At 56.3% G+C, this 23111-nt stretch carries 22 protein-coding genes; 7 read left to right on the top strand and 15 right to left on the bottom strand.

Features of this window, described 5'->3' with window-relative positions; translation table 11 throughout:
* The first annotated feature begins 293 nt into the window (after nt 1–293).
* Nucleotides 294–1337, top strand: a complete 1044-nt coding sequence (locus P8O11_RS08655) for a succinylglutamate desuccinylase/aspartoacylase family protein (protein WP_089893464.1) — start codon at nt 294–296, stop codon at nt 1335–1337.
* Between the two features lie 97 nt (nt 1338–1434).
* On the opposite strand, the gene P8O11_RS08650 is transcribed toward P8O11_RS08655, so the two are convergent.
* The 3 genes from P8O11_RS08650 to hslV all read right to left on the bottom strand — a co-directional run bounded on the left by P8O11_RS08650 (nt 1435) and on the right by hslV (nt 5177).
* A complete protein-coding gene (locus P8O11_RS08650) occupies nt 1435–3057 on the bottom strand; it encodes a thiamine pyrophosphate-binding protein (protein ID WP_300293706.1) in 1623 nt (540 codons plus the stop codon).
* 134 nt (nt 3058–3191) lie between these two features.
* Nucleotides 3192–4502 (bottom strand): ATP-dependent protease ATPase subunit HslU, encoded by a 1311-nt coding sequence (gene hslU / locus P8O11_RS08645; protein WP_300293705.1) that lies wholly within the window; start codon nt 4500–4502, stop codon nt 3192–3194.
* A gap of 117 nt (nt 4503–4619) precedes the next feature.
* Nucleotides 4620–5177 carry an ATP-dependent protease subunit HslV gene (hslV, locus tag P8O11_RS08640; RefSeq protein ID WP_273515465.1) on the bottom strand — a complete coding sequence of 186 codons (558 nt, stop codon included), beginning with the start codon at nt 5175–5177 and terminating at the stop codon, nt 4620–4622.
* Between the two features lie 97 nt (nt 5178–5274).
* Here hslV and P8O11_RS08635 point away from each other — a divergent pair, with 97 nt between their 5' ends.
* Nucleotides 5275–6168 carry a hypothetical protein gene (locus P8O11_RS08635; RefSeq protein ID WP_300293702.1) on the top strand — a complete coding sequence of 298 codons (894 nt, stop codon included), beginning with the start codon at nt 5275–5277 and terminating at the stop codon, nt 6166–6168.
* A gap of 48 nt (nt 6169–6216) precedes the next feature.
* Here P8O11_RS08635 and trxA read toward each other — a convergent pair whose 3' ends face one another.
* The 10 genes from trxA to regB form a co-directional block, all read right to left on the bottom strand.
* Nucleotides 6217–6537 carry a thioredoxin gene (gene trxA / locus P8O11_RS08630; RefSeq protein ID WP_089893447.1) on the bottom strand — a complete coding sequence of 107 codons (321 nt, stop codon included), beginning with the start codon at nt 6535–6537 and terminating at the stop codon, nt 6217–6219.
* Nucleotides 6538–6577: 40 nt separating this feature from the next.
* Nucleotides 6578–9970: a double-strand break repair helicase AddA gene (addA, locus tag P8O11_RS08625; protein ID WP_300293701.1), complete on the bottom strand. Its 3393-nt coding sequence runs from the start codon at nt 9968–9970 to the stop codon at nt 6578–6580.
* Nucleotides 9967–12933: a double-strand break repair protein AddB gene (gene addB, locus P8O11_RS08620; RefSeq protein ID WP_300293700.1), complete on the bottom strand. Its 2967-nt coding sequence runs from the start codon at nt 12931–12933 to the stop codon at nt 9967–9969. The genes addA and addB overlap by 4 nt, the downstream gene beginning before the upstream one ends.
* A complete protein-coding gene (locus P8O11_RS08615; RefSeq protein WP_300293699.1) occupies nt 12917–13606 on the bottom strand; it encodes a nucleotidyltransferase family protein in 690 nt (229 codons plus the stop codon). Before P8O11_RS08615 ends, addB begins: the two co-directional genes overlap by 17 nt.
* A complete protein-coding gene (locus tag P8O11_RS08610) occupies nt 13582–14604 on the bottom strand; it encodes a phosphotransferase (RefSeq protein WP_300293698.1) in 1023 nt (340 codons plus the stop codon). Before P8O11_RS08610 ends, P8O11_RS08615 begins: the two co-directional genes overlap by 25 nt.
* A complete protein-coding gene (gene tsaE / locus P8O11_RS08605) occupies nt 14601–15074 on the bottom strand; it encodes a tRNA (adenosine(37)-N6)-threonylcarbamoyltransferase complex ATPase subunit type 1 TsaE (protein ID WP_300293697.1) in 474 nt (157 codons plus the stop codon). Before tsaE ends, P8O11_RS08610 begins: the two co-directional genes overlap by 4 nt.
* Before the next feature lie 41 nt (nt 15075–15115).
* Nucleotides 15116–15283, bottom strand: coding sequence for a hypothetical protein (locus tag P8O11_RS08600; RefSeq protein WP_300293696.1), 168 nt, complete (start codon nt 15281–15283; stop codon nt 15116–15118).
* The gene (locus tag P8O11_RS08595) at nt 15250–16230 is read right to left on the bottom strand and encodes a PAS-domain containing protein (RefSeq protein WP_300293695.1); all 981 of its coding nucleotides are present in this window, start codon (nt 16228–16230) and stop codon (nt 15250–15252) included. The genes P8O11_RS08600 and P8O11_RS08595 overlap by 34 nt, the downstream gene beginning before the upstream one ends.
* Nucleotides 16231–16290: 60 nt before the next feature.
* The gene (locus P8O11_RS08590; protein ID WP_300293694.1) at nt 16291–16521 is read right to left on the bottom strand and encodes a hypothetical protein; all 231 of its coding nucleotides are present in this window, start codon (nt 16519–16521) and stop codon (nt 16291–16293) included.
* A 207-nt stretch (nt 16522–16728) separates the two neighbouring features.
* A complete protein-coding gene (regB, locus tag P8O11_RS08585) occupies nt 16729–18141 on the bottom strand; it encodes a sensor histidine kinase RegB (protein ID WP_300293692.1) in 1413 nt (470 codons plus the stop codon).
* A 72-nt stretch (nt 18142–18213) separates the two neighbouring features.
* On the opposite strand from regB, the gene P8O11_RS08580 reads away from it, so the two are divergent.
* From P8O11_RS08580 to P8O11_RS08570, 3 genes are all read left to right on the top strand, one after another.
* Nucleotides 18214–18843 (top strand): SCO family protein, encoded by a 630-nt coding sequence (locus P8O11_RS08580; RefSeq protein ID WP_300293691.1) that lies wholly within the window; start codon nt 18214–18216, stop codon nt 18841–18843.
* 78 nt (nt 18844–18921) lie between these two features.
* Nucleotides 18922–19473, top strand: a complete 552-nt coding sequence (locus tag P8O11_RS08575; RefSeq protein ID WP_089893422.1) for an ActR/PrrA/RegA family redox response regulator transcription factor — start codon at nt 18922–18924, stop codon at nt 19471–19473.
* Nucleotides 19474–20532, top strand: coding sequence for a glycosyltransferase 61 family protein (locus P8O11_RS08570; RefSeq protein WP_300293690.1), 1059 nt, complete (start codon nt 19474–19476; stop codon nt 20530–20532).
* Here P8O11_RS08570 and P8O11_RS08565 read toward each other — a convergent pair.
* Entirely contained in the window at nt 20510–20962 is a 453-nt protein-coding gene (locus tag P8O11_RS08565; protein WP_300293689.1) for a GNAT family N-acetyltransferase, read from the bottom strand. The two genes, P8O11_RS08570 and P8O11_RS08565, sit on opposite strands and share 23 nt — an antisense overlap.
* On the bottom strand, nt 20962–21570 hold the full coding sequence (locus tag P8O11_RS08560; protein ID WP_300293688.1) for an HD family hydrolase: 609 nt from the start codon (nt 21568–21570) through the stop codon (nt 20962–20964). The genes P8O11_RS08565 and P8O11_RS08560 overlap by 1 nt, the downstream gene beginning before the upstream one ends.
* Before the next feature lie 134 nt (nt 21571–21704).
* Between P8O11_RS08560 and P8O11_RS08555 the strand changes: the two genes are divergently transcribed.
* Together P8O11_RS08555 and P8O11_RS08550 are read left to right on the top strand one after the other, a co-directional pair.
* A complete protein-coding gene (locus tag P8O11_RS08555) occupies nt 21705–22025 on the top strand; it encodes a hypothetical protein (RefSeq protein ID WP_300293687.1) in 321 nt (106 codons plus the stop codon).
* Nucleotides 22026–22098: 73 nt separating this feature from the next.
* A partial coding sequence (locus P8O11_RS08550; protein ID WP_300293685.1) for an adenosylhomocysteinase occupies nt 22099–23111 on the top strand: 1013 nt, incomplete at its 3' end.

Raw genomic sequence — 23111 nt, 5'->3', positions numbered from 1 at the left:
GCGATTTGGCAGCCGCAGGCGCGCACCTTTGGGCGAGGACGTGTTTGGCTGGCATAAAGTGGCCCGAAATTCCGTCAGATCACCATCTCACGGTCCGGAGATGCACGGCTTAGCGAACGGCAGCGAAGGTCCGCCACCCGCCCTTCATGTTGGCCATTGTGTTCTAAATGAATGGCCATGCCGCCGTGAAAGCGATTTTGCGTGCAGAGATTGCACTCCTCCAAGACTTCAAACCAAATTGACTTCACTTCAAAACCTGCGACACCGTTTGTGAAGGTTTTGAGGGGCAGATTATGACCAAGCGGCAGGGTTTTGAGATTGCGGGGGAAGTCGTTTTGGCAGGGGAGCGGCGGACGGTGAATATTCCTGTCAGCACGCTTTCAGACCACACGCCTGTGACGCTGTCGGCGCATGTGGTGCATGGGAAGAAGGACGGGCCGACTGTTTTTGTTAGCGCTGGGATTCATGGCGACGAGGTGATCGGGGTTGAGATTGTCCGTCGGCTCTTGCGCGCGAAGAACCTCAAGAAGCTGAGCGGGACGCTGCTTGTTGTGCCTATTGTGAACACCTTCGGCTTTCTCAACCACTCGCGGTATTTGCCCGACAGGCGCGACCTCAACCGCTGTTTTCCCGGCTCGCCACATGGCTCGCTTGCCTCGCGGCTTGCGGATATTTTCATGAGCGAGATTGTCGAGCGCTCCTCGCTCGGGATCGACTTGCACTCGGCTGCCATACACCGTGTGAACCTGCCGCAAGTGCGCGTTTCCGCGAGCAACCGTGAGACCATGCGATTGGCGCAAGTTTTTGGTGCGCCTGTTATTCTGACCAGCGCGTTGCGTGAGGGAAGCCTCAGGCAGGAGGCGAAGAAAAAGGGTGTTGACGTTCTGCTATACGAGGCGGGCGAGGGGATGCGCTTTGACGAGATGTCCGTGCGGGCGGGGCTTGCCGGGATCATGCGCGTTTTGAGCGAGGTAGGGCTTTTGCCGACTGCGGGGATCGCCAAGCCAAAAGCGCGTTCGCTTGTGTGCTCTGACAGCCACTGGATGCGCGCGCCAGCGGGTGGGCTTTTGAGAACGTTTAAGGCCGAAGGGGATGTGGTGCAGGAGGGTGATATTGTCGCTGCGATCGCGGACCCGTTTGGCGAGAGGGAAATCGAAGTTGCCACCAAGTACAGCGGGATCATTGTGGGCCGCGCTGTCATGCCTGTGGTGCACGAGGGCGACGCGCTCTTTCATATCGCAGCGGTGAAATCAACAGATGTTGCCGAAGCAGCGATGGACGATATTACCACGCAGCTTGAAGAGGCAGCGCTGTTTGATGAGGACGAAATTATCTAAAGCGTCTCGCCTTTAATCTGAAACATATGTATCGCCAATGTCCCGAGAATGCGCAGCCTCGCAGGGTATTGGCGATGCAAGTTTAAGGCGAGGCGCTTTAGATCCTCATGCGTGGGACGTCGTGGGGGTCGAGCTTCAGCTCGATCATCATCGGGCCTGTGCGGTTTGGGATCGCTGCGAGGGCTTCTTCTAGTTCTGCGTTGTTGCGCACGGTGTAGCCTTGGCCCCCGAGCGAGGCTCCGATTTCGGCGAAGCTCGGCCAGTGGAACTCTGTCAGGGAGGGATCCATTTTGCGGTCAATGAACTGGATATGTTCGGCGCCATAGGCGGAGTCATTGGCCACGATCACGATGAGGTCGAGGCCGAGACGGACGGCTGTGTTGAACTCGTTAATGCCACCCATCATGAAGCCGCCATCGCCTGTAAACATAACAACAGGTTTCTCGGGTGCTGCCACGCCTGCTCCGATGGCTTCTTGAAGGCCGATGCCGATGGATCCGAAGTTTGTTGTTGCGACGAAGCTTTGGGGGCCCTGGACAGAGAGGCGGACCCAGACCTCCGTCATGAAGCGGCCGCCGTCTGTGACGAGGAGGCGGTCTTTGGGAAGCACTTCTTCGAGACGTTCAAGCGCGTGGATATAGTTGACGCAGCCCTCGGCTGTCTTGTTCGGGCCGATCGGGTGCTCTGTGAGCTTCGCGACATCAAGATCTCGGGTGAAGCCACTCGCGGGTATTTCGGCTTCGTTCAGCCAGTAGAGAATTGTCTCTGCGGTGAGGCCAGCGTCGGCCACGAGGGCGGCGTCGGGGTGCAGGCCGCCGCCTATGGCTGTGGGCGTGACGTCAATCTGAACGATGCGCTTGTCTTTCATGAGCTTTCCCTGATCTGTCGTGAAGTCATGCAGGGACGCGCCGAAGCAAATGATGCAATCGGACTGGGCAATCAGCTCGTAGGCGGCAGGTGTTGAGAGCGTGCCGAAGATATCGATGTTGTAAGGGTGATCTTTGAAAAGGCCCTTGGCTTTGAGCGTGGTGGCGAGGGGGGCTTCAAGGCGGTCAGCCAGTTTTATGATCTCTTTACGGGCTTTTACCGCGCCCGCACCAGCGAGGATAAGCGGGCGGCGCGCGGATGCGATCATGCCGATGGCGTTGTCGAGGATCTCGCCTTCGGCAACACCGCCCGGCGCAGTGAAGACATCTAGAACGCTGGCCGTATGAGCCGCCTCTAGCCACATGAAATCGGCGGGCATATTGAGCACGATGGGTCGTCGCTCCACTTGGGCACGGTAGAAGGCGCGGGCGACATCCATCGCGACTGTCTCGGGCGCGCGCATTTGCTCAAAGCCTGCGCCTGTCGCTTTGACGACCTCGCGCTGATCAATGCTCTGGAGGTGACGGGGGTTGGCAACGGGGGTGTCGCCAGCAAGGAGCACCATGGGGATATGACCGCGGGCACCTTCTGTGAGGGCTGTCATGCAGTTTGTCAGGGCTGGACCGTGTGTCACGGTGGCGACACCGACCTTGCCTGCAACATGGGTATAGGCGAGGGCCATAAGCACAGAGCTGCCCTCGTGTGCAGCGGGTACAAAACGGCCAGAACAGTCGCGGACAAAGCTGTCGACCATGAAGAGATTGGCGTCGCCCATAAGGCCGAAGATTGTCTCGACGCCGTGGTCTTTGAGAGACTGTGCGATGTTCTGATAGGCGTAGGTTTCGACCTGCATGTGCTACTTCTCCTGTGCGCTGGCAGGGAAGATAGCTCATGTGGAATGCGGTAAATGCGCAAAGTTCAGCACAAAAATACGATTTATGCGGTAGAATTACAATCTAGCTTGGTATTATGCAATAAATACGCACGCTACAGGACATAGCCTGACAAATCAGATGATTTCAGCAGCTCGCCAAGGTGTTTATCTACGAATGAAGCATCGACTGTGACAGCGTCGCCCGCGCGGTCGGGCGCTGAGAAACTGAGCTCTTCAAAGACCCGCTCGAGCACGGTGTAGAGGCGGCGCGCCCCGATATTTTCGACCGTGGCGTTTACCTCGGCGGCGATCTTGGCGAGGGCTTTGATCCCGTCTTCTGTGAAAGTCACAGTGACTTCTTCTGTTGCCATGAGAGCAGAGTATTGCAGCGTGAGGGCATTGTCTGTTTCTGTGAGAATGCGCACGAAATCATCCTCGGTCAGTGCGCGCAGTTCCACGCGAATGGGAAGACGGCCTTGAAGCTCCGGCAAGAGATCAGAGGGCTTTGCGATATGGAAGGCACCTGATGCAATGAACAGGATATGATCTGTTTTGATGGCGCCGTGTTTGGTGCTTACGGTTGTGCCTTCGATCAGCGGAAGCAGGTCACGCTGGACGCCCTCGCGGGAAACATCGCCGCCACGGGAATCCTGACGGGTTGCGACTTTGTCGATCTCGTCGAGAAAGACAATTCCGTTTTGCTCGACGCTTTCAAGCGCGGCTTTTGTGACCTGTTCGTCATCAAGCAGTTTGTCAGCTTCCTCTGAAATGAGGACGCCATAGCTTTCTGCGACTGTAAGCTTTTTGCGGGTCGTGCGTCCGCCCATGGCCTTGCCGAATATCTCGCCGAGGTTCATCATGCCGGGCTGACTGCCAGGCTGGCCAGGGATGTCGAACATACCGCCCATCGGGTTTGAGGTATCGGCGATATCAAGCTCCATGATTGTATCGTCCAGCTCACCTGATTGGAGCTTTTTACGGAACATTTCACGCGTACCTTCGCGGGCATCTTCGCCGGCGATGGCCGTGATCACGCGCTCTTGCGCGGCGGAATGTGCGCGCGCCTTAACGTCTTCGCGCATCTGTTCGCGGGTTTGGAGAATAGCGGTATCAACAAGATCGCGGATGATCTGCTCGACATCGCGGCCCACATAGCCGACCTCCGTAAACTTTGTCGCCTCGACCTTTATGAAGGGTGCGCGGGCCAGCTTGGCGAGGCGGCGGGAAATCTCGGTTTTGCCGACACCTGTCGGGCCGATCATCAGGATATTCTTCGGATAAACCTCATCGCGCAGATCATCAGACAGTTGCTTGCGCCGCCAGCGAGAGCGCAGCGCCACGGCGACTGCGCGCTTGGCATCGGCCTGACCAATGATGAAGCGGTCCAGCTCGGAGACGATTTCACGGGGGGTTAGGTCTGTCATTTTGGGTCTCGCTTTTAGAAGGGTTTGCGCCGCCTTTGGCGCCGCCCGGGGCAGGGGCTTTGCCCCTCTTGGCCTTCGGCCAATTCACCCCAGGATATTTAGGAAAAGAAGAAGGTATTAGCCTTTGATGGTTTCTACGGTCAGGTTTCCGTTTGTGTAAACACAGATATCGGACGCGATGGCCATGGCTGTGCGGGCGACTTCTTCTGCGGATTTCTTGGTATCCATCTGGGCGCGGGCGGCGGCGAGAGCGAAGTTTCCGCCCGAGCCGATCGCGGCGACATTGTGCTCTGGCTCAAGCACATCACCAGCGCCTGTGATGACAAAGAGCTCGCGGCCATCAGAAACGAGAAGCATGGCCTCAAGCTTTTGCAGGTATTTGTCGGTGCGCCAGTCTTTGGCGAGCTCGACGCAGGCGCGGACAAGTTGGCCTGGAGTGGCTTCGAGCTTGGCTTCGAGGCGCTCCAGAAGCGTAAAGGCGTCAGCAGTGCTGCCTGCGAAGCCGACGAGGACATCGTGCCCGCCCGGGGAAATGCGGCGAACCTTGCGGGCAGTTCCTTTGATGACGGTTTGGCCGAGGCTCACCTGACCGTCGCCAGCGATGACGACTTCTCCATCTTTTTTGACGGCGACGATTGTTGTTCCGTGCCAACCGGGAAAATCTGATTGCGCCATTGGTGCCTCCTTCAACTTGTCAGAATATATGGCGGCTTGGAGGCATGAGCACAAGGTTTGGCTTGTTTGGAGATGATTGCGGGGCTAGCACTTTGGCATGAGCAAATGTGTGACGATCTTTCTTGAGCCTGAGATGAAAGCCAGCGCCGAGGCTGGGCAGCATCACTTTTTGGGCAAAGTAGAGCGCGTGCTCCGTAGGGGCGGGCTTGATGTTTCTTTTGCCGATGAGGCGCGGCGGAACGAGCCCTTTTCGGGGCATGCGTTGGTGCATATGTGGGAGCCAATGACTGCAGATACGCTCGTTATGCGCCGCGTTTATGCCTATCCGTTTTGGGCGATTGAGGCGAGTGACAAGCGCTGGAAATGGGATGTGGTGCGCGCGGTGTTTGACCCTGAAACCGTGAATAGCTTCAAGGCCGCTCAGTTCACAAGCAACTGGCGCAAGCGGATGTTTGGCGAAGCTGCTTCCAGCCGTGAGGGGTATGTTTATGTGCCGCTGCAGGGGCGGATCTCGGAGCGGCGCTCTTTTCAGGCGGCCTCGCCTCTTGAGATGATCGAGGCGGTTTTGGACGCGGACAGCGAGCGGCCTGTTGTAATCGGGATGCACCCGAAGGAGCTCTATTCGGTCAGCGACATTGATGCGCTCGAGCAGTTTGAGCACAGGTTCGAGCGTGTGACTGTTGTGATGGGGCAGATGGAGCGATATTTGCCTGCCTGCGACTATGTTGTTAGCCAGAACTCGGGCGCGGCGTTTTTCGGGTATTTTTTCGGCAAGCCTGCTGCGCTGTTTGGTAAAATTGATTTTCACCATATCGCGGCGAATGTGCATGACTTGGGCGTCGAAGAGGCGCTTGGACGGGTGGCCGAAATGCGGCCCGATTTTGAGCGATATCTTTGGTGGTTCTGGCAAGAAATGTCGATCAATGCAGGCTGGGATGAGGCGGAGGCTCAGATTGCCTTGCGCTTTCGGACCGCTGGGTGGATTGCATAAAAAACCCCGCTCCAGGGCGGGGCTCTCTTTAGAAATCTGACTCGCTGTTTAGATCGCGTCTTCGATCCAGCTTTGGAGCTGTGCTTTCGGGCGTGCGCCTGAGAGGTTGGCCACAGGCTCGCCGCCTTTGAAAACGAAAAGCGCAGGAATGCCGCGTACGCCCATCGCTGCGGCTGAGTTTGGATTTGAGTCAACGTCGACTTTCACGATTTTGACTTTGCCTTCCATTTCAGCGGAGAGCTCTTCCAGTGACGGGCCGATCTGTTTGCAGGGGCCGCACCATTCGGCCCAGAAATCCACCACAACGGGGATATCTGAATTTTTGACTTCGGCGTCGAATGTGTCGTCGGTGACAGCAACAGTGGCCATTGGTTCTCTCCTAATGGGATTGGGTTCGCTTGATCAGAACCTAGGTAGTGGGTGGCAGATCGTCAAGATATGTAGTGTCCTGATAGGCCTTCATCACAATATCCTGAGGAAGAGTCATCAAACTGGCCGTTTTGGTCCAGAGAATGGCCGTTTCAATCTTGCGGTTGGGGTATATGAGGGCAAGGGCTTCGCTGTAGGCGCCCATCTGGCGCAGGATACCGAGAGGCGTGTCTTGCGGCGTTTCTGGGACGGTCGCATTTGTCTTGAAGTCAACAGCGAGAACACGGTCCCCGGAGAGGACGATTTTGTCAATAATGCCATGCAAGCGCTTGCCCAAAGTGGCGCTGGGTGCGCTCAAGGCGACTTCAGAGAGTGCATCTTCTGCGAAGAGGGGCGCGAGAGCTTTGTTTAACAAAACAGTCTCTACTTCTGCGCAAACTGCTGTATTTTCTTCTTTTTCATCATAACCAGACAGCAGGCCTTGGGCCAATGTGAAGCGCTCGGCTGGCGCGACGCTTGGCAGATGCTCTAACAGCAAATGAACCTTTGTCCCAAAGCGCATTGCCGTAGTCTCATCAAGGCCATCGGGGCCAGCAAGGGCTTTGGGGCCGGGGAGCTTTGAGGCAGAAAATGTTTGAGGACGTGACGGTCCGTCGGGTGCGGCCTTCATGAACTCAGGTTCAAGGGGTATTTGAGCGCCTTGGGGCAGGTCAGACTGGGAGTGGTCTTTAAGCGCAGTCCAGTCGCCTGACTCTAGGCGCTGGATAATCTGGCCATCATGACTCACTGGCTCAAATGGAAGCTTTTCGGCTGCATTAGAGACTGATTCATACCAGCTGTTGCCACCACTTTTGGCTTCGCCAGCGGCGGCGATGATCAGCCATTTTTCGGCTCGAGTCATTGAGACGTATAGCAGCCGTTCTCTTTCTGCCTGTTGCGCGGCGATCTGCTGATCCACGGCGTCCTGAAGAATGGCGGGCGAGTCGTCTTTGCTTTGTTTATAGAGTGCTGTGCCTTCGACACCGACGATTTGACCTCTGAATTCATTTTTTCGATCGGCGGTGTCGGGCATAATGACGATGGGCGCTTCCAGCCCTTTTGAGCCGTGGACTGTCATCACGCGGATGCGCTTGCCAGCAGCTTCGGTCTGTCGCTTGATCTCGGGGTCGTCGCTCTCGAGCCAGCTGAGAAAACCTGTCAGGGAGGGGACAGAAGCGCGTTCGTAATTCAGAGCTTGCGTGAGAAAGGCGTCGAGTGCGTCTTCGGCTTCGTATCCAAGCCGTGCGAGGATGTTCTGGCGGCCTTTGTGGCGCGTCAGAATGCGCTCAATGAGATCATAGGGGCGCAAAAAATCGGTGACGCGACGAAGGTCGTTGAGTATTTCGAGAGTTGCGGAATGTGTCACTGTTTCACTGCGGAGCGCTTCCCAGAGATAGCCTTTGCGATTTGCAGCCAGCGTAAAGAGCTCCTGTTCGGACCAGCCAAAGAGTGGCGAGCGCAGAACAGCGGCAAGTGAAAGGTCGTCTTCTTGGGTTGCAAGAAACTTGAGTAAGGCGGTGATGTCTTTGACGGCGATTTGCTCACCGATGCGCAACCTGTCAGCCCCCGCGACTTCAAGCCCTGCCAATTTGCAGGCACGAATGATTTCGTGGAAGAGCTCAGAGCGACGCTGGAGCAAAATAAGCACATCGCCTTCGTGTATGGGGCGGGCTTGCCATATGCCGTCTGTATGCTTTGTCGGGATCAGCGCATTGCTGTCTATCATTTGCTTGATGCTGCTCGCGATTTTGGCAGCGAGCACTGAGACAGGATCATCCGGGGTCAGGATATCAAGCGGATCATACCAAAGCGGATCTTCTGCCTTGTCGCTTTTTTCAACGATTGGCCAGATATCGACGCGACCCGGCATTGTTTCATGAAAAGCGATATGGCGTGCGTCTGCTTCAAAAGCTGCGTTGTCTTGCTCCTCAAAAACGGCATCGACCGTGTTCAGAATGGCTGAGGCGGAACGGAAGGAATACGCGAGGTTGCGGCTATGCAGTGGCTTATCGTGGAGCGAAAGCTTGTCCTGGAAGAGGTTTTGCATGCGCCCAAACTCGGCCGCGTCAGCGCCTTGGAACGAATAGATCGATTGCTTTTTGTCACCAACGACAAAGATGGTGCGAGGCTTTTCGGCCTGTGCGCCTTGGCCCGATGTGATCTCGCGAGCGAGCTCTTCGATCACTGCCCATTGCTCTGGAGATGTATCTTGCGCCTCATCAACAAGGATATGATCAATCCCGCCATCGAGGCGATAGAGCACCCATTCGGCGACCTGTGGATTGGTTAGAAGTGCTTTTGTTTTGAGAATGAGATCATCAAAATCGAGCCAGCCACGTGATTGTTTTGTTGCGTCATAGCGCGCAAGAAAGGCCCGAGCGAAGGCGTGAAGCGCAAGAGTGCTTTGAGCGGCGGCGAGGGCAACACGGCGCGGGCGTGCGGCCTCGACACGCAGGATCAGCGCTTCGATTTGGGGGGTGAGGTGCGAATAAAGCTTGCGGGTGTCATTGGTGGCGTAGCTCGTAAGCTTTGCGGAGAACGGGTTTTTGCCGCTGCTTGTGAGGAAGGCTGACTCGAACGTCAGAAGCGCGCCAAGGCTTGGGCCTTTGACGGTTGCGAGCTTGTCGTGCGCGCGGTTGTCACTCACTTTTTCGCTTGCTGCGAGGAAAGGTAAAATCTGCGCGATCAACTCCACCTCTCCGCCGAGGAAGACTTTGGACAGAAGCTTGTCTTGGGTGAGGTCAGCGGGGATGTTGAAGGTTTTGCAAACGTCAGCGTGCGTTAGCTCTCTGGCGAATTTTTCTTTATTAGAGACGATACTTGCCGTGAATTTTTCAAATTCATTGCCACCGAGGTGGGCGATCATATCGAGTAGAAGCTTGCCCTCAGATGAGGTGGCAAGGTCATCGGCGACTTGCTCGCGCAGCTGGGCGGATGAGCGATCATCTAGTTCGGTAAACTGGGGGGTGACGCCCGCTTCAAGCGGAAAGCGACGGAGCAGTGAGGCGCAAAAGGAGTGGATCGTCTGGATGCGCAGGCCGCCCGGTGTTTCGATCGCTTTGGCGAAGAGGCGGCGGGCATTTTTGTAATAGCTGGGATCAGCAGCAACTGCTCCGCCAAGCTCGGCAAGCTCTTTTTCTAGCTCTGGGTCAGACTTCATCGCCCATGTGCCTAGGCGCTTGAGCAGGCGGTTTTGCATCTCGGAGGCGGCGGCCTTGGTATAGGTCAGGCAGAGGATATTTTGCGGGTCGACATCCTCAAGCAGAAGTCGTGCGACGCGGTCTGTGAGCACGCGGGTTTTGCCAGAGCCTGCGTTAGCGGAAAGCCATGTAGAGGCGTCCGGCCGCGCAGCATCAATCTGGGCGATGGTTGCGTCATTCGGGCGAGCGCTCATGTCAGCACCTCTTTTACAGGGTCGTCAGTGCTGCTCCATTCGCCGAAGCGGGCGAGGTGATCATAGTCACCTGCGAAGCTTTCTTTCTGAACTGCGCGGCGAGAGGGGTAGCCTTTGTCTGGAGATAGGAACGCTAGGATAAGCTTTCTGAATTCGGCGAGAATATTTGCTGTGTCGTATTCCTCGGGCTTTAGAAGGAACTCGCCGCAATCCGAACCCAGGCCGATGTAACCAATCCTGCCAATGGCTGTGGCTGGAATATCCTTGAAGGCGCCCTCCGCCGCCATTGCCGCAGTCAGCGGGAGCTGCTTGTCAAAACTCTTGCGGACTTCAGGGCCAGAGGGCTTGCCCGTCTTGTAATCATAGATCGCGAGTGTTTGGTCATTGAGAAGGTCAAACCTGTCGGCCTTGCCCTTGAGGGAGAAGCCGATGTCTTTCAATTCGAGCTGCCCTTCGGCCTCGACCTTGAGGAATTGTCCGTTTTTTGCGCGCTCGGCCTCTTCCTTGAGAAGGCTATCTATGACTTTTTCAAAGCGGGCACGCCAGATAAGGCGTGCTGCGGGCCAAGGGACGCTACGTTCAAGGATATCTCGGGCCAGTGCGCTGAGAGTGGCACGATTGCGTTGCGAAGGGTCGACGCTGGCCGTCTTGATGAAGTCTTCCATGACTGTGTGCAGAATTGTGCCGCGCAGGAGTGCGTCGGGCATTTTTTGCAAGGGATTGAGCGGATTGAGCTTGAGGATATGGCGTGCGTAAATTGCATATGGATCGCGGATGAGCGTTTGAATTTTGGTGATTGAGAGTGTGCGCGGCCGATTTGTGAGAGGGGGCACTGGCGCAGGGCGCTGGGCTTGTGGGACCAGGGCCAAAGGAGCATCAATTTGCTTGGCGCGTGTGAGCCAAGGTTTGGCGCGCGCCTGCATTTCGCCAAGGGCTTTTGTGCCTCGTTCTTGAGAAAGCCCTGTTAGCAAATTGGTCAGGCGAATGACCCAGCGAGAGGGAACTGTTTCGGCATCATCCGATTTATGGGCCCGAGTGAGCCAGACCTCTTTTGCAGCAATTGCTTGCTGAAAGTCATGGGCGGAGAGGCCAATTCGGCGCTCGGGCAGAAGCAGGCCAAGCTTGGCGCGCATGGCGCGATTGAGCCAAGGGTCGGGCGCGGGAGCTTCTGGCCAGCTGCCTTCGTTGAGCCCAGCAAGAATAAGGAGATCGACGCCCTGCACACGGGCCTCAAGCGTGCCCCAGATGAGTACGCCAGAATGTGTCGTTTCGCTGCGGCGGACTTCGCCAGAGGAGAGAGAGGACTCAATCAGATTGACATAGTCATAGTGCGTCATCTCACCGCCGGCAGAGGCGCAGGCGAGCAAGCTGTTGAAAAGCTTTTGCGCTTCTGCGCCGTCGTCTTTTTTCCAGAGCGGTGTTTCTGCTATTGAGGGTCCGCGCGCGAGAGCTTCCGCCGTTTCCAAATGTGTTTTGATGAGCATCTCCAAAGGCTTCTCGCCCACGATGCTGAGGCCAAAAAACGCTTCGGACACCCAAGTGGCCCAGAGGCGTGCGGCTTCGTCTTTATGGGCGGTGGCGAAGGCCAGAAGCGTCTCTATGTCGGGCTGGGGCACGCCCTTGCGGCGAATATAAAGCTCAAGCTCGCGCGTGTATCGCAGGTGTGTGCCGCGCTCTTCGAGGGCATTGCAGAGCGGATGCTTGAGAAGTGTGATGAGGGCTTCTGCCGTAAGTGCGCGGGGGCTGAGCACCTCTTGCACATGACGCAGGAAGCGACCGACGGGGGAGAGATGCAACGGCTCACCAGCGCTGTCATCAGGCGTGATGCCCCAACGGGCGAGTGCCGCCGTGACTTGGCGTGAAAGGCCGCGATCAGGGGTGATTAGGGCGGCTTGTTGGCCGTCTTCTGCAGCTTGGCGTAGGCGCAGTGCGATGGCGAGAGCTTCGTCCCGCTGGGAGTTGGCCTCAAGGAGCGTGATCCCGCTTGTCGCTTCTTCAGCGATCAGCGCGGCTTCGGAGCGGTTTTCGATCCACTGATCTGTGACAGGTGCGGGGCGTAGGGCCAGGGAGAGAAGTCTGTTGCGTGCCTCTGATGGTGCCGTACCTGCGGGCCATTGCTTTACGTCTTTCGGCGCAAGCTCAAGGGCCGCGAGAAGCGCTTGAAAACGGTATTGTGGATGATCTTCAGACATGGCCCCATCGGGGAGGCGCGGCCAAGCTTCTGCGGCGAAAGCAAAGTCAAAGCCCGGAAGAACGACAGCACCTTGTGGCAGCTTTGAAACCGCGCGCATGAGGGCGGATGTGAGCCCACGTGAGCCTGTGGAGCCAGCAATGATGATTGGGTCCTTTGGCGGCCTTTCGGACCAACGAGCAACGAGCGCTTCTGTGATCTTGCGGCTGCGTTGCGCTGTTGTTAGCCCATCGCGGCTTAAGGCGTAAGTTTGCACAATCTTGAGGAAGTCTTGAGCGCGCTCCCAATGGCCTGATTGGTCTGTGACATCCAGCGCCGCGACGGCATCGGGCGCAACGCCTTCTTCGTGCATCTCGCTCATAAGTGCGGTGAGGCTTTCGGCCAGATCAAAGGCCGCTTCGCGGGGCGCGATGGCTGTGTGATCTTTTGTTTTGGTCTCTGCTTCGATCAGCGAGCGAATTAGGACTGAGAGCGCCAGTTTGGTCTGCAAGGCTGGTTCTGACGCGGGCAGCGGGCAGTGTGGATCGAGGGTGGCGAAGTCAGAAATAAGCGAGATGCGTGGCAGCAGGAGCGCGTTGCCCTCGTCAAACAACTCACTCACACGGCGCGCCATGCGACGGGTGTTAAGAACAAGATGTACGCGTGCCAAAGCCTCGGGCGGTTTGCCGGCATACGCAGTTTGTAGGGCATCAACAAGTGCACGGGGAAAGTCTGCGCCAAGAGGAGTGCCAAAGAGTTGGGGAAACCTGGAACCATTAAACAGGGGTGTCATTGAGCATCCTTTCGGCCCGTGTGATACCTTCAGGGGAGCCGACATCGCACCACTGGCCAGAATAGGGCAGCCCATAAAGGCGCCCAGAGGCGAGGAGCTTGTCCCAAACAAGATTGAGTGAAAAAGCGCGCTCGTTGATCTCTTCTGTCAACTCTGGCTTGATGATCTGTGCGCCCGAATAAACAAGGCCTGCGCCGCGTGTGATCTGGCCTGTTTTGCTTAGAATAAAGTCGCCCATGCCTTTGTGACCGAGCGCATTTTCGCGCGGTATCAAGAGGAGGAGCGCATCCATTTTGTCTGAATCCCATGCGGCCTGCAAAGCGCTGAGTGGATTGGGGCCGCGCCAGAGGGCATCAGAATTGAGCGTGAAAGCGGGGCCACTGCCAAGATGAGTTTGTGCATTTCGCAAGCCCCCGCCCGTTTCCAAGATGTCGGGGGCTTCTGTGAGTGTTGTGACACCGCTGTCTGCGAGATGCTGCTCAAGGATATGCGGGAGGTAGTGCAGATTGACCACCGTTTTGAGACCCAGTGGCGCGGCGAGCGCGAGAGTATGATCGATCAGTGGTTTGCCAGCGACTTTGACCATCGGTTTTGGCTGGTGCGCTGTGAGCGCGCCCATACGAGTGCCGAAACCTGCGGCAAAGATCATCAGAGCGTTTGGAGTGTTCCGCATTTGGCCTTCAATTCTGTGAGGAGCGCTTCGGAAGGCGCGGGCAAATCGGCGAGAAGTTGTGTGCGTATGTCTGACAGCAAAGGGTGCTCCAGATCACGCATTAGATAGTCCCAGACACGGGGGATGAAATCAACGTAATGAGGCTTGCCCGCCAAGAGCGAGAGCCGCGCAAAGACGCCGATAATGCGCAGGTTGCGCTGTGCACCGAGAAGGGCATAGGCGGCATGGAATTCTGTTTCATCATGCCTGCTTTCGTTGATGTAGTGGGCGAGCATTTTCTGTTCGATTGCGGGCGGGACATCGCGTCGAGCATCTTGCAGCAGTGAGACGAGGTCATAAGCGGGGTGACCCAGCATCGCGTCTTGAAAATCAAGCAGGCCGACGCGGGCAGGGCCAATGCGCGTGGGGAGCCAGAGAAGATTTTCGGCGTGATAGTCGCGCTGGATCAGCACCGTTTGGTCAGGGATATGTGCATTTAGAAGGGCCTGAAAGGCGGTGTGAAATGCCTCCGACTGCGCGGCCATGCTGCCCGTCTCTTGTGCGCCATACCAGCGGTAAGCGAGAGCGGCCATATCGGCCATTACGGGTGCATCATAGGGTGCGAGGCCTTGTGGCGGCGTATGGCTGTGTAAGGCGAGGAGCACATCTGTCGCAGCGGTGTAGAGCTCTGTTTCCAGTGCTGGCGCACTGAGCACGACGCGGGCGAAAAGATCGTCTCCGAGGTCTTCAAGGAGTAGAAAGCCATGCTCTGGATCGGCGGCAAGGATGTGTGGGGCCGAGAGGCCGAGGCTTGTAAGATATTCTGCGATGGCCACGAACGGACGAACGTCTTCCCCTTTTTCGGGAGGAGCATCCATCAGGACAGCGGGAGATCCGTCGCCGGCCTGTAAGCGCTCGTAGCGACGGTTGGATGCATCGCCAGCAAGGGGGGCGCGGACGGCATCGCTCCAGCCCGCAGCGGCAAGAAAATCTGTAGAAAGATTGTAGCGCTCAGTCATGTGAAGCTCAATTCTTTGAGGAAAGACCAGCGTTCGGGGCCGGACATATGCAGTACTCTTTCGCCCTCCTGCGTTGTTAGGTCAAGCCTGAGCGTGAGCGAAGTCGCGGGGCGTAGGCTGCCAAGGCGGTCAGGCCACTCGATGAGGCAGATAGCCTCTTCAAAAGCTTCAGTGAGCCCGAGCTCTTCAAGTTCAGACGGGTCGGTCAGGCGGTAAAGATCGGCGTGCCAAATCTCGAGGCCGTTGTCTGCCTCGTACGTTTGCACCAAGGTAAATGTCGGTGATGGTACATCTTCGTGCACGCTCAGACGCGAGAGGATCAATGCGCGGGCGAGGTGGGTTTTGCCTGCGCCAATGCCGCCTTCTAGTAGAACAGTATCCCCCGCAGAAAGACGCACACCAAGGGCCGCTGCAAAGTGGGAGGTGGCGCTTTCGCTGCCTAAAACTACGGTATGTTCAAATTGCGCCATAGGCCGAAGATGGCCTCTGGAGCACGGCGCTGCAAGGGCTTTTAGCCTGCTTCTGCGGCTACGATTGTCGGCGGCAGATCACGCTTCATGAGGGCAGCTGTGTGCAGGGTGACGATGGTTGCATTGCCTTCGTGGACACGCAGATCGTAGTCGAGTTTTTCGCCACTGAGAAGGGTCAGGCTGCCTTGTCGCTCGCTTCCGTGACGCATGCGGGCTGAAAGCGTATCGCGTATTGCACCTGGCTCGAGTTTGTCTTTCCAGAGCTGAATGATGTTTCCAAGCGTGTAGCTCGCAGCTTGCTCAGTATCTGGGAGGCCGAGAAAGCGCGCAAAGGCCTTGCTCCAGAATAGAATTGTCCCATTGGATTCAAAGCATACCAGGCATCTTCCATTGCCTCCATGGCAATGTTGCGCAGCTCGAGCTGCCCTTTGAAGCGTTGGGTCAGAGAGACCTCTACGCTGATGTCCTCGATCAAGATCGCGATGGCGCCGTCGGGATGGGGGCGCCCGACGATGCGGTAGGTGAGGCCATTGGGCAAGCGCCATGTCTCTTGATAGCGGCCGTCAGAGGACTTCACCACGAGATCGGCGATTTGGCGGCGCCAAGAGGAATAGTCTTTAGGCTCAGGCATGATCCTGTTGTCGCGGAGGCGGTCAAAGAAGCTCTGCAAATTGGGCTGGGCCGAGAGGAAGTGAGGCGGAAGTGATGTCAGATCAATCAGCGCGGGATTGAAAAGGACGAGACGCCTATCACGATCAAAAATGGCGAGGCCTGTAGAAAGCTGGGCAAATGTCTTGGCGAGCGTCTGAACAAATTTGCGTTGGGCGGTCTCGGCAGCGATCAGCCCGTCAACATTGACGGCGCAATTCAAGAGCACATCCTCGGAGACTTCCACGCTCGAGATATCAAACCAATGCGCTTCGCTTTGAGAAGATCCAACAGAGATGGAAACTCTTTGGCTCTGACCGCTCAGAGCGCGCAGCGTATCAAAGTGAAAGACTTCTTTGATTTCACTGCCTGTGCTGGCTTTTGCTCTTTGGAGTGTGCGAAAGGCTTTGTTGGACCAGATGACTTGGCCTTTTGACATGGCCCACATCGGATGCGTGAGTTTGTCTATTGCGTTTTCGCGTATTTCGAGCTCGACACGGTGCGACAACTCGCGGTGTTTATCGACGGGGCTGAGCGGCGCCTCGTCTGTGATTGTGATGGTAAGGGTTTATCCGTCTCCATCGATGTGTAGCATGCCGCTGTCATCTGGGAACCTGGAGGCATAACTCTCTTGGGCGGTTTCATCAAACGGATCTGGCAATATCTTGGGCAGATCGGCAAAGCGGATTTTTAGGGCATCGCGAGCTTGCTCCCACGCGATTGATTGTGCGTCTTCGACTTTTACAATCTCGAGAGCAGTGCGGCTGGCAGAGATACAGGACTGGCCAGAAAAGCGCATCCAAGGACTCTCAGCATAGCGGGAGGGTGGCGAAACCTTTGGTTTGAAAAAAAGATTTCCAAGATTAGCGGCTGAAAAGATAACTGCAGCTGTAACCAAACCTGCAATGAGGACCACAAGTATATCTATAGTTTCTAACAACATCGTTACATTCCCAAGACGTGCCTTATCTTGGTGTAAATTTTCTTAAATAATAGTTAACTTTATTTAAATCTCGATTGGTCGATTGGCGCCGAGGGGTGTGCGGCCCTCGCTTTTGTCAATTGTGATATCGTCATTTTTCCAGCGTACAATAACAAGTGCGCCCGAGCGGTGTGACTCTGAGTCTGTTTGCTGGCTGTGGCTTGGGCCGTTGGCAAAGTTGAGTTCTGCGCCGGACCGCTCCAACAATGTCTTGGCAATAAAGAGGCCAAGGCCCATGCCTTCGTAGGCGGTTTTGCGGGCGCGGTCTTGTGAATTAGTGCGCCGCCGCATGAAAGGATCACCGATGCGTCCGATCATTCCAGGCGGGAAGCCGCCGCCGTCGTCCTGAATTCTGACGGTGATGCTATCGGCGCTCCAAATCGTTTCGACCCAGACATTGGTGCGAGAAAAGTCGACAGCATTCTGGACGAGGTTGCGCAGGCCATGGATAATTTCAGGTTTGCGGTAAATTTCGGGTTGAGGCGTTCCGTCGGCGCTTTCTTCATGGAAGTGAATGTCGCGGCCGCGGCCGATGTGTGGACTGGCCGCATCTTGTACCACAGTGGTGACGGGGGCTTGGCGCATGTAGATGTCGTCTTTGCCAGCGCGTCCCATTGAGCGCAGAATATCGCGACACCTATCGGTTTGGTCTACGATCAGTTGGATGTCTTCGCGCAGCTCGCTGCCTTCGGGGAACTCGTCGAGCAACTCGGAGCTAGTGAGCTTGATTGTGGCCAGAGGGGTGCCAAGCTCATGCGCAGCGGCGGCGACAACTCCGCCAAGGTCTGTCAATTTTTGTTCGCGGGAGAGGGCGAGCTGTGCTGCTTGAAAGGCCTCCGACATGGCATTGGCATCTAGCGCAATGCGACGGACGTAGACGCCCAGAAAGGTTACAGCGATGATAACGGCGGCCCATGTGCCGAATATGAATATCTCGGGAATCCCCAATATATAGCCTTGGTCTGTGCGCAGGGGGTAATAGAACTGGCTGAGGACAGAGGCTATCAGGACAGTGATCAGCCCGAGGGTGATTGTGCTTCGCGTAGAGAGCACCGCGGCCGAGACGGCGACGGGCCCGACAATCAGAACGGAAAACGGATTGTTTAGTCCGCCTGCAAGAAAAAGCAGCGCGCCGAGCTGTAACAAATCAAACAGAACCATAAAGAAGTTTTCCGGCTCCGAAAGACGGCGGTTTTGAGGGAACACAAACATTGCAATCAGGTTTGCCAGCACCGAGGCCCCGATCACGAGATAAAACAGGCTAACTTCAAGGCGCAGGTTATAATAGCGCTCTGCCACAAAAAGCGCGGCGAGTTGGCCAAAGACGGCGGCCCATCTGAGCCAGATGATTGTCCGCAAGCGAATATAGCTTCCGCGGCGCAAGCCCTCAGGCAGTGGATAGGCGGGGGATGGTTGAGGCGTATTGTCCGATTGCATGTTGTGTTTGGCCGCCTAAATGAGAAAGTAGAAACGCGAGCATGCTAAGAATGCAGCAAGAAAGGAAGACCTATGTCACGGAATTTGGCGATTGGAGCGGCCGCAGCCGCTGGAGCCCTCCTGATTGGAACCTTTGGATACACATATTTTGCTGGTGGTTCGGGCGACAAATTTGCGGAATGCCGCATTGGCGCTGTCGCGGGCGGTACATCTGCAATTGGCGGGCCATTCGAGCTTGTGGACGAGACAGGCAAGACCGTAACGGATAAAGACGTTATTACGAAGCCGACGCTGCTTTATTTTGGTTATACGTTCTGTCCAGATGTCTGCCCGCTCGACACCTCTCGCAACGGCGAAGTTGCGGTGCTCTTAGAAGAGCGCGGATATGACGTGGGCACGGCGTTTATTTCGATTGATCCTGAGCGAGACACGCCTGAGTCATTGGCCGAATTTACGGATGTAATGCACCCTGAAATGCTCGGGCTGACGGGCTCTGCTGAACAGGTAAAGGCGGCAAGCATGGCGTATCGAACCTATTTCAAGAAGCAAGATCCAGAAGAAGGCGACGAGTTTTATCTCGTGGACCACTCGACTTTCACCTACCTTGTGACACCAGAGCAGGGCTTTATCGACTTTTTTAAGCGCGATGAAAGCCCCGAGCAAATGGCTGATCGGGTGCAGTGCTTTGTGGATAAGCTGTAAAGTGACGGTAGGTTTGTTTGACGGCGGGCAAGGGGCAAGCTAAGACTTGTTTCAGCGCAAATGGGGGAGTGTTGCCACGTGTCGGAAGAGCCTCTTGATATCGGGGAAGACAAATCCCTATTGCTTGTTGATGATGACGAGCCGTTTTTGCGCCGTTTGGCCAAGGCCATGGAAAAACGTGGGTTTGAAGTCGAGACCGCTGGGTCTGTTGTTGCTGGAAAAGCGATCGCGACTGCGCGCCCCCCTGCTTATGCAGTTTGTGATTTGCGCCTAGAGGACGGAAACGGCCTCGATGTGGTTGAAGTGATCCGCGAGAAGCGCCCCGATAGCCGCGTTGTTGTGCTGACAGGCTATGGTGCGATTGCCACGGCAGTTGCGGCTGTAAAGATCGGCGCGACCGATTACCTGAGCAAGCCTGCAGATGCGCGAGATATTACAAATGCGCTTTTGGCCAATGGTGGAGAATTGCCGCCACCGCCCGAAAATCCGATGAGTGCGGACCGTGTGCGCTGGGAGCATATCCAGCGAGTGTATGAGTTGTGTGACCGCAATGTGAGCGAAACTGCACGGCGGCTGAATATGCACCGCCGCACGCTTCAACGCATTCTGGCCAAGCGCAGCCCCAAATAGGTGAGCGCTGAGGCGATAGATCCGCCGAACCCCAAGGGCGGCTGGTCCCAATCTGTCCGAGAGTACGAGCGCGCGCGCGTTGTGCCGCCTCAAGAGCTTGATGGCCGTATTCTTTACACAGGTGTTTTCGACAGCGAGGGCGCGCTCTTGCCTATGGCCGCGACATGGCGGCGCGATGAGCTGATCACCTATGCCCCGAACCTGCCAGTAGAAGCCGAGGCGCAGCTCGCGGGCAAGTGGCTTTGGGGCGGGGTGCTTTACCACCATTTTGGACATTTCCAGATGCAAAGCATTGCCTGGCTTTGGGCTGTGCGAAAATACCGTGACGAGATTGAGGGGATTGTTTTTGTAACTCGGGGGCAGGCCGAGCTGCTCCCTTTTGCAAAGGACTATCTGCGCCTTTTGATTGGAGATGTTCCTGTTCGTGTGGTGAGCGCAGTCACGGATATCGAGGCGCTTGTTGTTCCGGGGCAGGGCTTTGGTCTTGGAAAAATCGCTTCTGGCACGCGCGTGTTCCGCCGCTATGTCGCGGCAGAGTTTGCCCGCGATGTTGCAGCTGAGGGGCCGAGAGATTTGTTTATCTCGCGCTCGCTTCAACCCGTGGACAAGGGCGGTTTTCTTGGCGAAGAGCTGCTGGATGCGCGGATGGAGGAGGCAGGCTATACTGTCTTCTGGCCAGAAGAATACGGGCTGGAAGAGCAGATCTCCCGCTACAAGGCGGCGCGGCGGGTTGTGGCGCTTGATGGGTCGGCGCTTCATTTGTTTGCGATGGTGGCGCGTCCGGAGCAGAAGGCAGCTGTTATCCTGCGGCGCGAACGCGTGGCGAGCCGCTCTCTTAGGCGGCACATGGCTGCGTTTATGGGCGGTAAGCCACTCACGATTAACGCTCTTTCGGAAGGAGCAGAAGTAAGCCTTGGCAAGAAGCGCGCAATCAGTGCGCTTGACTTTGAAATGATTGGCAGGCTCCTGAAGCGGCACGGGTTTATCAAGCGAGGCGTTGCTTGGGGGCCGCTCACAGAGGCCGAACTAGACCTGATCAGTGCAGGAGAAAGCGCATAAAAACACGCTCTGATGTGTACTGATAGGGTTCAAATCCTCGAGACTGGTAATAAGCCTGCCCACCTGTGTTTTGGTTCAGGATGGTTGCGTTGATCCAGCGATAGCCGAGGGCTTTAGCTTTCTTTTCTGTGGTGCTGAAAAGGGCCGAGCCAATGCCCAGCTGTGCCTTTCCAGAGCGCGTGAATGTTGCGATATCGCAGGCCTCGGGCGGCAAGCTCTTTCGTGGACCAATGGCTTGGAAGCCAAGGGCGTCGCCGCGTTCGTCTTCGGCCATCAAAAAGGCATATTGGGCGGGATTAGAAACGATCCACGTGATCATATCCGCTTTTGTAAGCGTCTTAAGTGCGGTTGTACCTCCCAAAGCAATGATCTCGTTGAGCAGCTCGGAAAGACTACGGGCATCAACAGCGCTGGCAGGGCGAATGTGCATCAGCCGATCTCGGCAAGCAGCGTTTTGTGCCGCGCAGTGAAACCTTCGCGGACCTCGACGGGCGGGCGCAAAGAAATACTGAGGCCTTCAAGCAGAGCAGGATCAGGCTTTCCGAAAAGCTTGTCGGATTCTGCCACTGAGAAGCCTGCGATCTGAGTGGCCTCAAGCCAAGCGGATAGCCTGTCGGCCTTTTTGATCTGTTTTTTGATGAGGGGTGGTGTTTTGGCAGGCAAGCCGAAGCGAATGTGAATGGCAGCCGTGAGGCGCTCGTCAAGGTCCTCATAGCCGGGGCCAACAGCGTTTTTTACAGGGGAGATCATGTCCCCGATCACATATTCAGGAGCGTCATGCAGGAGGGCTGCAAGCTTCCACTTGGGCTCGGCGGTGGGCACGATCCGAGCAAAGAGCGCCTCGACGAGTAGGGAATGTTCGGCGACAGAATAGGCGAAATCACCCTGAGTCTGGCCATTCCAACGCGCAACAAAGGCGAGGCCGTGAGCGATATCTTCGATCTCGATGTCCATCGGAGTGGGATCAAGCAGATCAAGCCTGCGGCCGGAGAGCATCCGCTGCCAGGCGCGGGCTTGTTTTGGTGCTGATTTTGCCATTTTTCGACCCCTGTGGATGACTGCGCCCTTTTCTTGCCACATTTAATTCGTATTGTAAGGATGTGGTCGGGAAAAACTGACCCAAAGGGCCAATCAATAGGCCTAACATTGAGAGTAGCATCGAGGAGCTTGGCATGATCGAGCGAATTTACACACGGCGCATGTTTGCGCTTTTTCTGGGCTGTGCAGCGATCCTGACGTCGCTTCCGGCATATGCGGACAGCTGCACCACACGGGATGTGATGGTGGAGCGTCTCAAAGGCGATTATCACGAAAACCTTGCAGGCGGCGGGCTTCATGGCGAAGCAGCTGTTGTCGAGGTATGGGCGTCGCCTGAGGCGGGTACATTTACAGTGATCAGCACTGACACAACAGGACAGTCCTGTATTTTGGCCACTGGAACAGACTGGCAAGGCCAATCCACGCTCACAAAAGTGTCAGGGCAGACCAGCTGAGGTCTGCGCAAGATTGCGCAATTTCGGATAAAGTGATACCGCCAAGCCAAATTGGCTTAATACAGGTATCCCTATGTCCAAAGACTACATTGTAAAAGACATCGCGCTTGCGGACTTCGGCCGCAAAGAGCTCAATATTGCAGAAACTGAGATGCCGGGGCTTATGGCTCTGCGCAAGGAGTATGGCGAAGACAAGCCGCTCAAGGGTGCGCGTATTGTTGGTTCGCTTCATATGACAATTCAAACAGCTGTTTTGATTGAAACGCTGGTCGAGCTTGGCGCGGATGTCCGCTGGGCATCATGCAATATTTTCTCAACACAAGACCACGCGGCAGCCGCTATTGCACAATCTGGTGTGCCTGTGTTTGCGATTAAGGGCCAGTCACTTGAGGAGCATTGGGACTATCTTGACCGCTCGTTCATGTTCCACGAGGGCGCGAATATGATCCTTGATGATGGCGGCGACGCGACACTTTATGTGCTGCTCGGCGCACGTATGGAAGCGGGCGAGGATGTGCTTGCGGTTCCAACGTCTGAAGAAGAAGAAGTGATCAAGGCGCAAATCAAGAAGCGCATGGCCGAAACACCTGGCTGGTTTGCCAAAACACGCGATGCGATTAAGGGCGTCTCAGAAGAGACAACAACTGGCGTTCACCGCCTCTATGATCTGTTCAAGCAGGGCCAACTGCCCTTCCCCGCGATCAACGTCAACGACGCCGTGACCAAGAGTAAGTTCGACAACGTGTACGGCTGCCGCCACTCCCTCGTGGACGGCATCATGCGCGCCACCGACGTCATGCTCTCGGGCAAGGTCGCAGTCATCTGCGGCTACGGCGATGTGGGCAAGGGCTCGGCCCAGTCCATGCGCGGCCAAGGTGCACGCGTAGTGATCACCGAGATTGATCCCATCTGCGCTCTTCAGGCACTGATGGAAGGCTACGAGGTCAACACCATGGAGAACGTCGTCGAGACGGCGGACATCTTCATCACGACAACCGGCAACAAGGACATCATCACAGCCGATCACATGTCCAAGATGAAGCACAACGCGATCGTCGGTAACATCGGCCACTTCGACAACGAGAT

The sequence above is a fragment of the Lentibacter sp. genome (genome assembly GCF_029254145.1).
Lineage (GTDB): Bacteria > Pseudomonadota > Alphaproteobacteria > Rhodobacterales > Rhodobacteraceae > Lentibacter.
The sequence above is the reverse complement of the archived record's forward strand: the minus strand, read 5'-3'. Positions and strand labels throughout refer to the sequence as shown.

Excerpts from the sequence above, each read along its gene's own strand:
- P8O11_RS08590 (WP_300293694.1), bottom strand. The coding sequence starts at position 16,521 with ATGCGCTTTTCTGGCCAGTCCTGTATCTCTGCCAGCCGCACTGCTCTC.
- P8O11_RS08565 (WP_300293689.1), bottom strand. The coding sequence starts at position 20,962 with ATGCACATTCGCCCTGCCAGCGCTGTTGATGCCCGTAGTCTTTCCGAG.
- addA (WP_300293701.1), bottom strand. The coding sequence starts at position 9,970 with ATGAGCGCTCGCCCGAATGACGCAACCATCGCCCAGATTGATGCTGCG.
- tsaE (WP_300293697.1), bottom strand. The coding sequence starts at position 15,074 with ATGGCGCAATTTGAACATACCGTAGTTTTAGGCAGCGAAAGCGCCACC.
- hslV (WP_273515465.1), bottom strand. The coding sequence starts at position 5,177 with ATGGCGCAATCAGATTTTCCCGGTTGGCACGGAACAACAATCGTCGCC.
- addB (WP_300293700.1), bottom strand. The coding sequence starts at position 12,933 with ATGACACCCCTGTTTAATGGTTCCAGGTTTCCCCAACTCTTTGGCACT.
- P8O11_RS08650 (WP_300293706.1), bottom strand. The coding sequence starts at position 3,057 with ATGCAGGTCGAAACCTACGCCTATCAGAACATCGCACAGTCTCTCAAA.
- trxA (WP_089893447.1), bottom strand. The coding sequence starts at position 6,537 with ATGGCCACTGTTGCTGTCACCGACGACACATTCGACGCCGAAGTCAAA.
- P8O11_RS08635 (WP_300293702.1), top strand. The coding sequence starts at position 5,275 with ATGAGCAAATGTGTGACGATCTTTCTTGAGCCTGAGATGAAAGCCAGC.
- hslU (WP_300293705.1), bottom strand. The coding sequence starts at position 4,502 with ATGACAGACCTAACCCCCCGTGAAATCGTCTCCGAGCTGGACCGCTTC.
- P8O11_RS08560 (WP_300293688.1), bottom strand. The coding sequence starts at position 21,570 with ATGGCAAAATCAGCACCAAAACAAGCCCGCGCCTGGCAGCGGATGCTC.
- P8O11_RS08555 (WP_300293687.1), top strand. The coding sequence starts at position 21,705 with ATGATCGAGCGAATTTACACACGGCGCATGTTTGCGCTTTTTCTGGGC.
- P8O11_RS08615 (WP_300293699.1), bottom strand. The coding sequence starts at position 13,606 with ATGCGGAACACTCCAAACGCTCTGATGATCTTTGCCGCAGGTTTCGGC.
- P8O11_RS08600 (WP_300293696.1), bottom strand. The coding sequence starts at position 15,283 with ATGCGTCACGGAAGCGAGCGACAAGGCAGCCTGACCCTTCTCAGTGGC.
- regB (WP_300293692.1), bottom strand. The coding sequence starts at position 18,141 with ATGCAATCGGACAATACGCCTCAACCATCCCCCGCCTATCCACTGCCT.
- P8O11_RS08610 (WP_300293698.1), bottom strand. The coding sequence starts at position 14,604 with ATGACTGAGCGCTACAATCTTTCTACAGATTTTCTTGCCGCTGCGGGC.
- P8O11_RS08580 (WP_300293691.1), top strand. The coding sequence starts at position 18,214 with ATGTCACGGAATTTGGCGATTGGAGCGGCCGCAGCCGCTGGAGCCCTC.
- P8O11_RS08655 (WP_089893464.1), top strand. The coding sequence starts at position 294 with ATGACCAAGCGGCAGGGTTTTGAGATTGCGGGGGAAGTCGTTTTGGCA.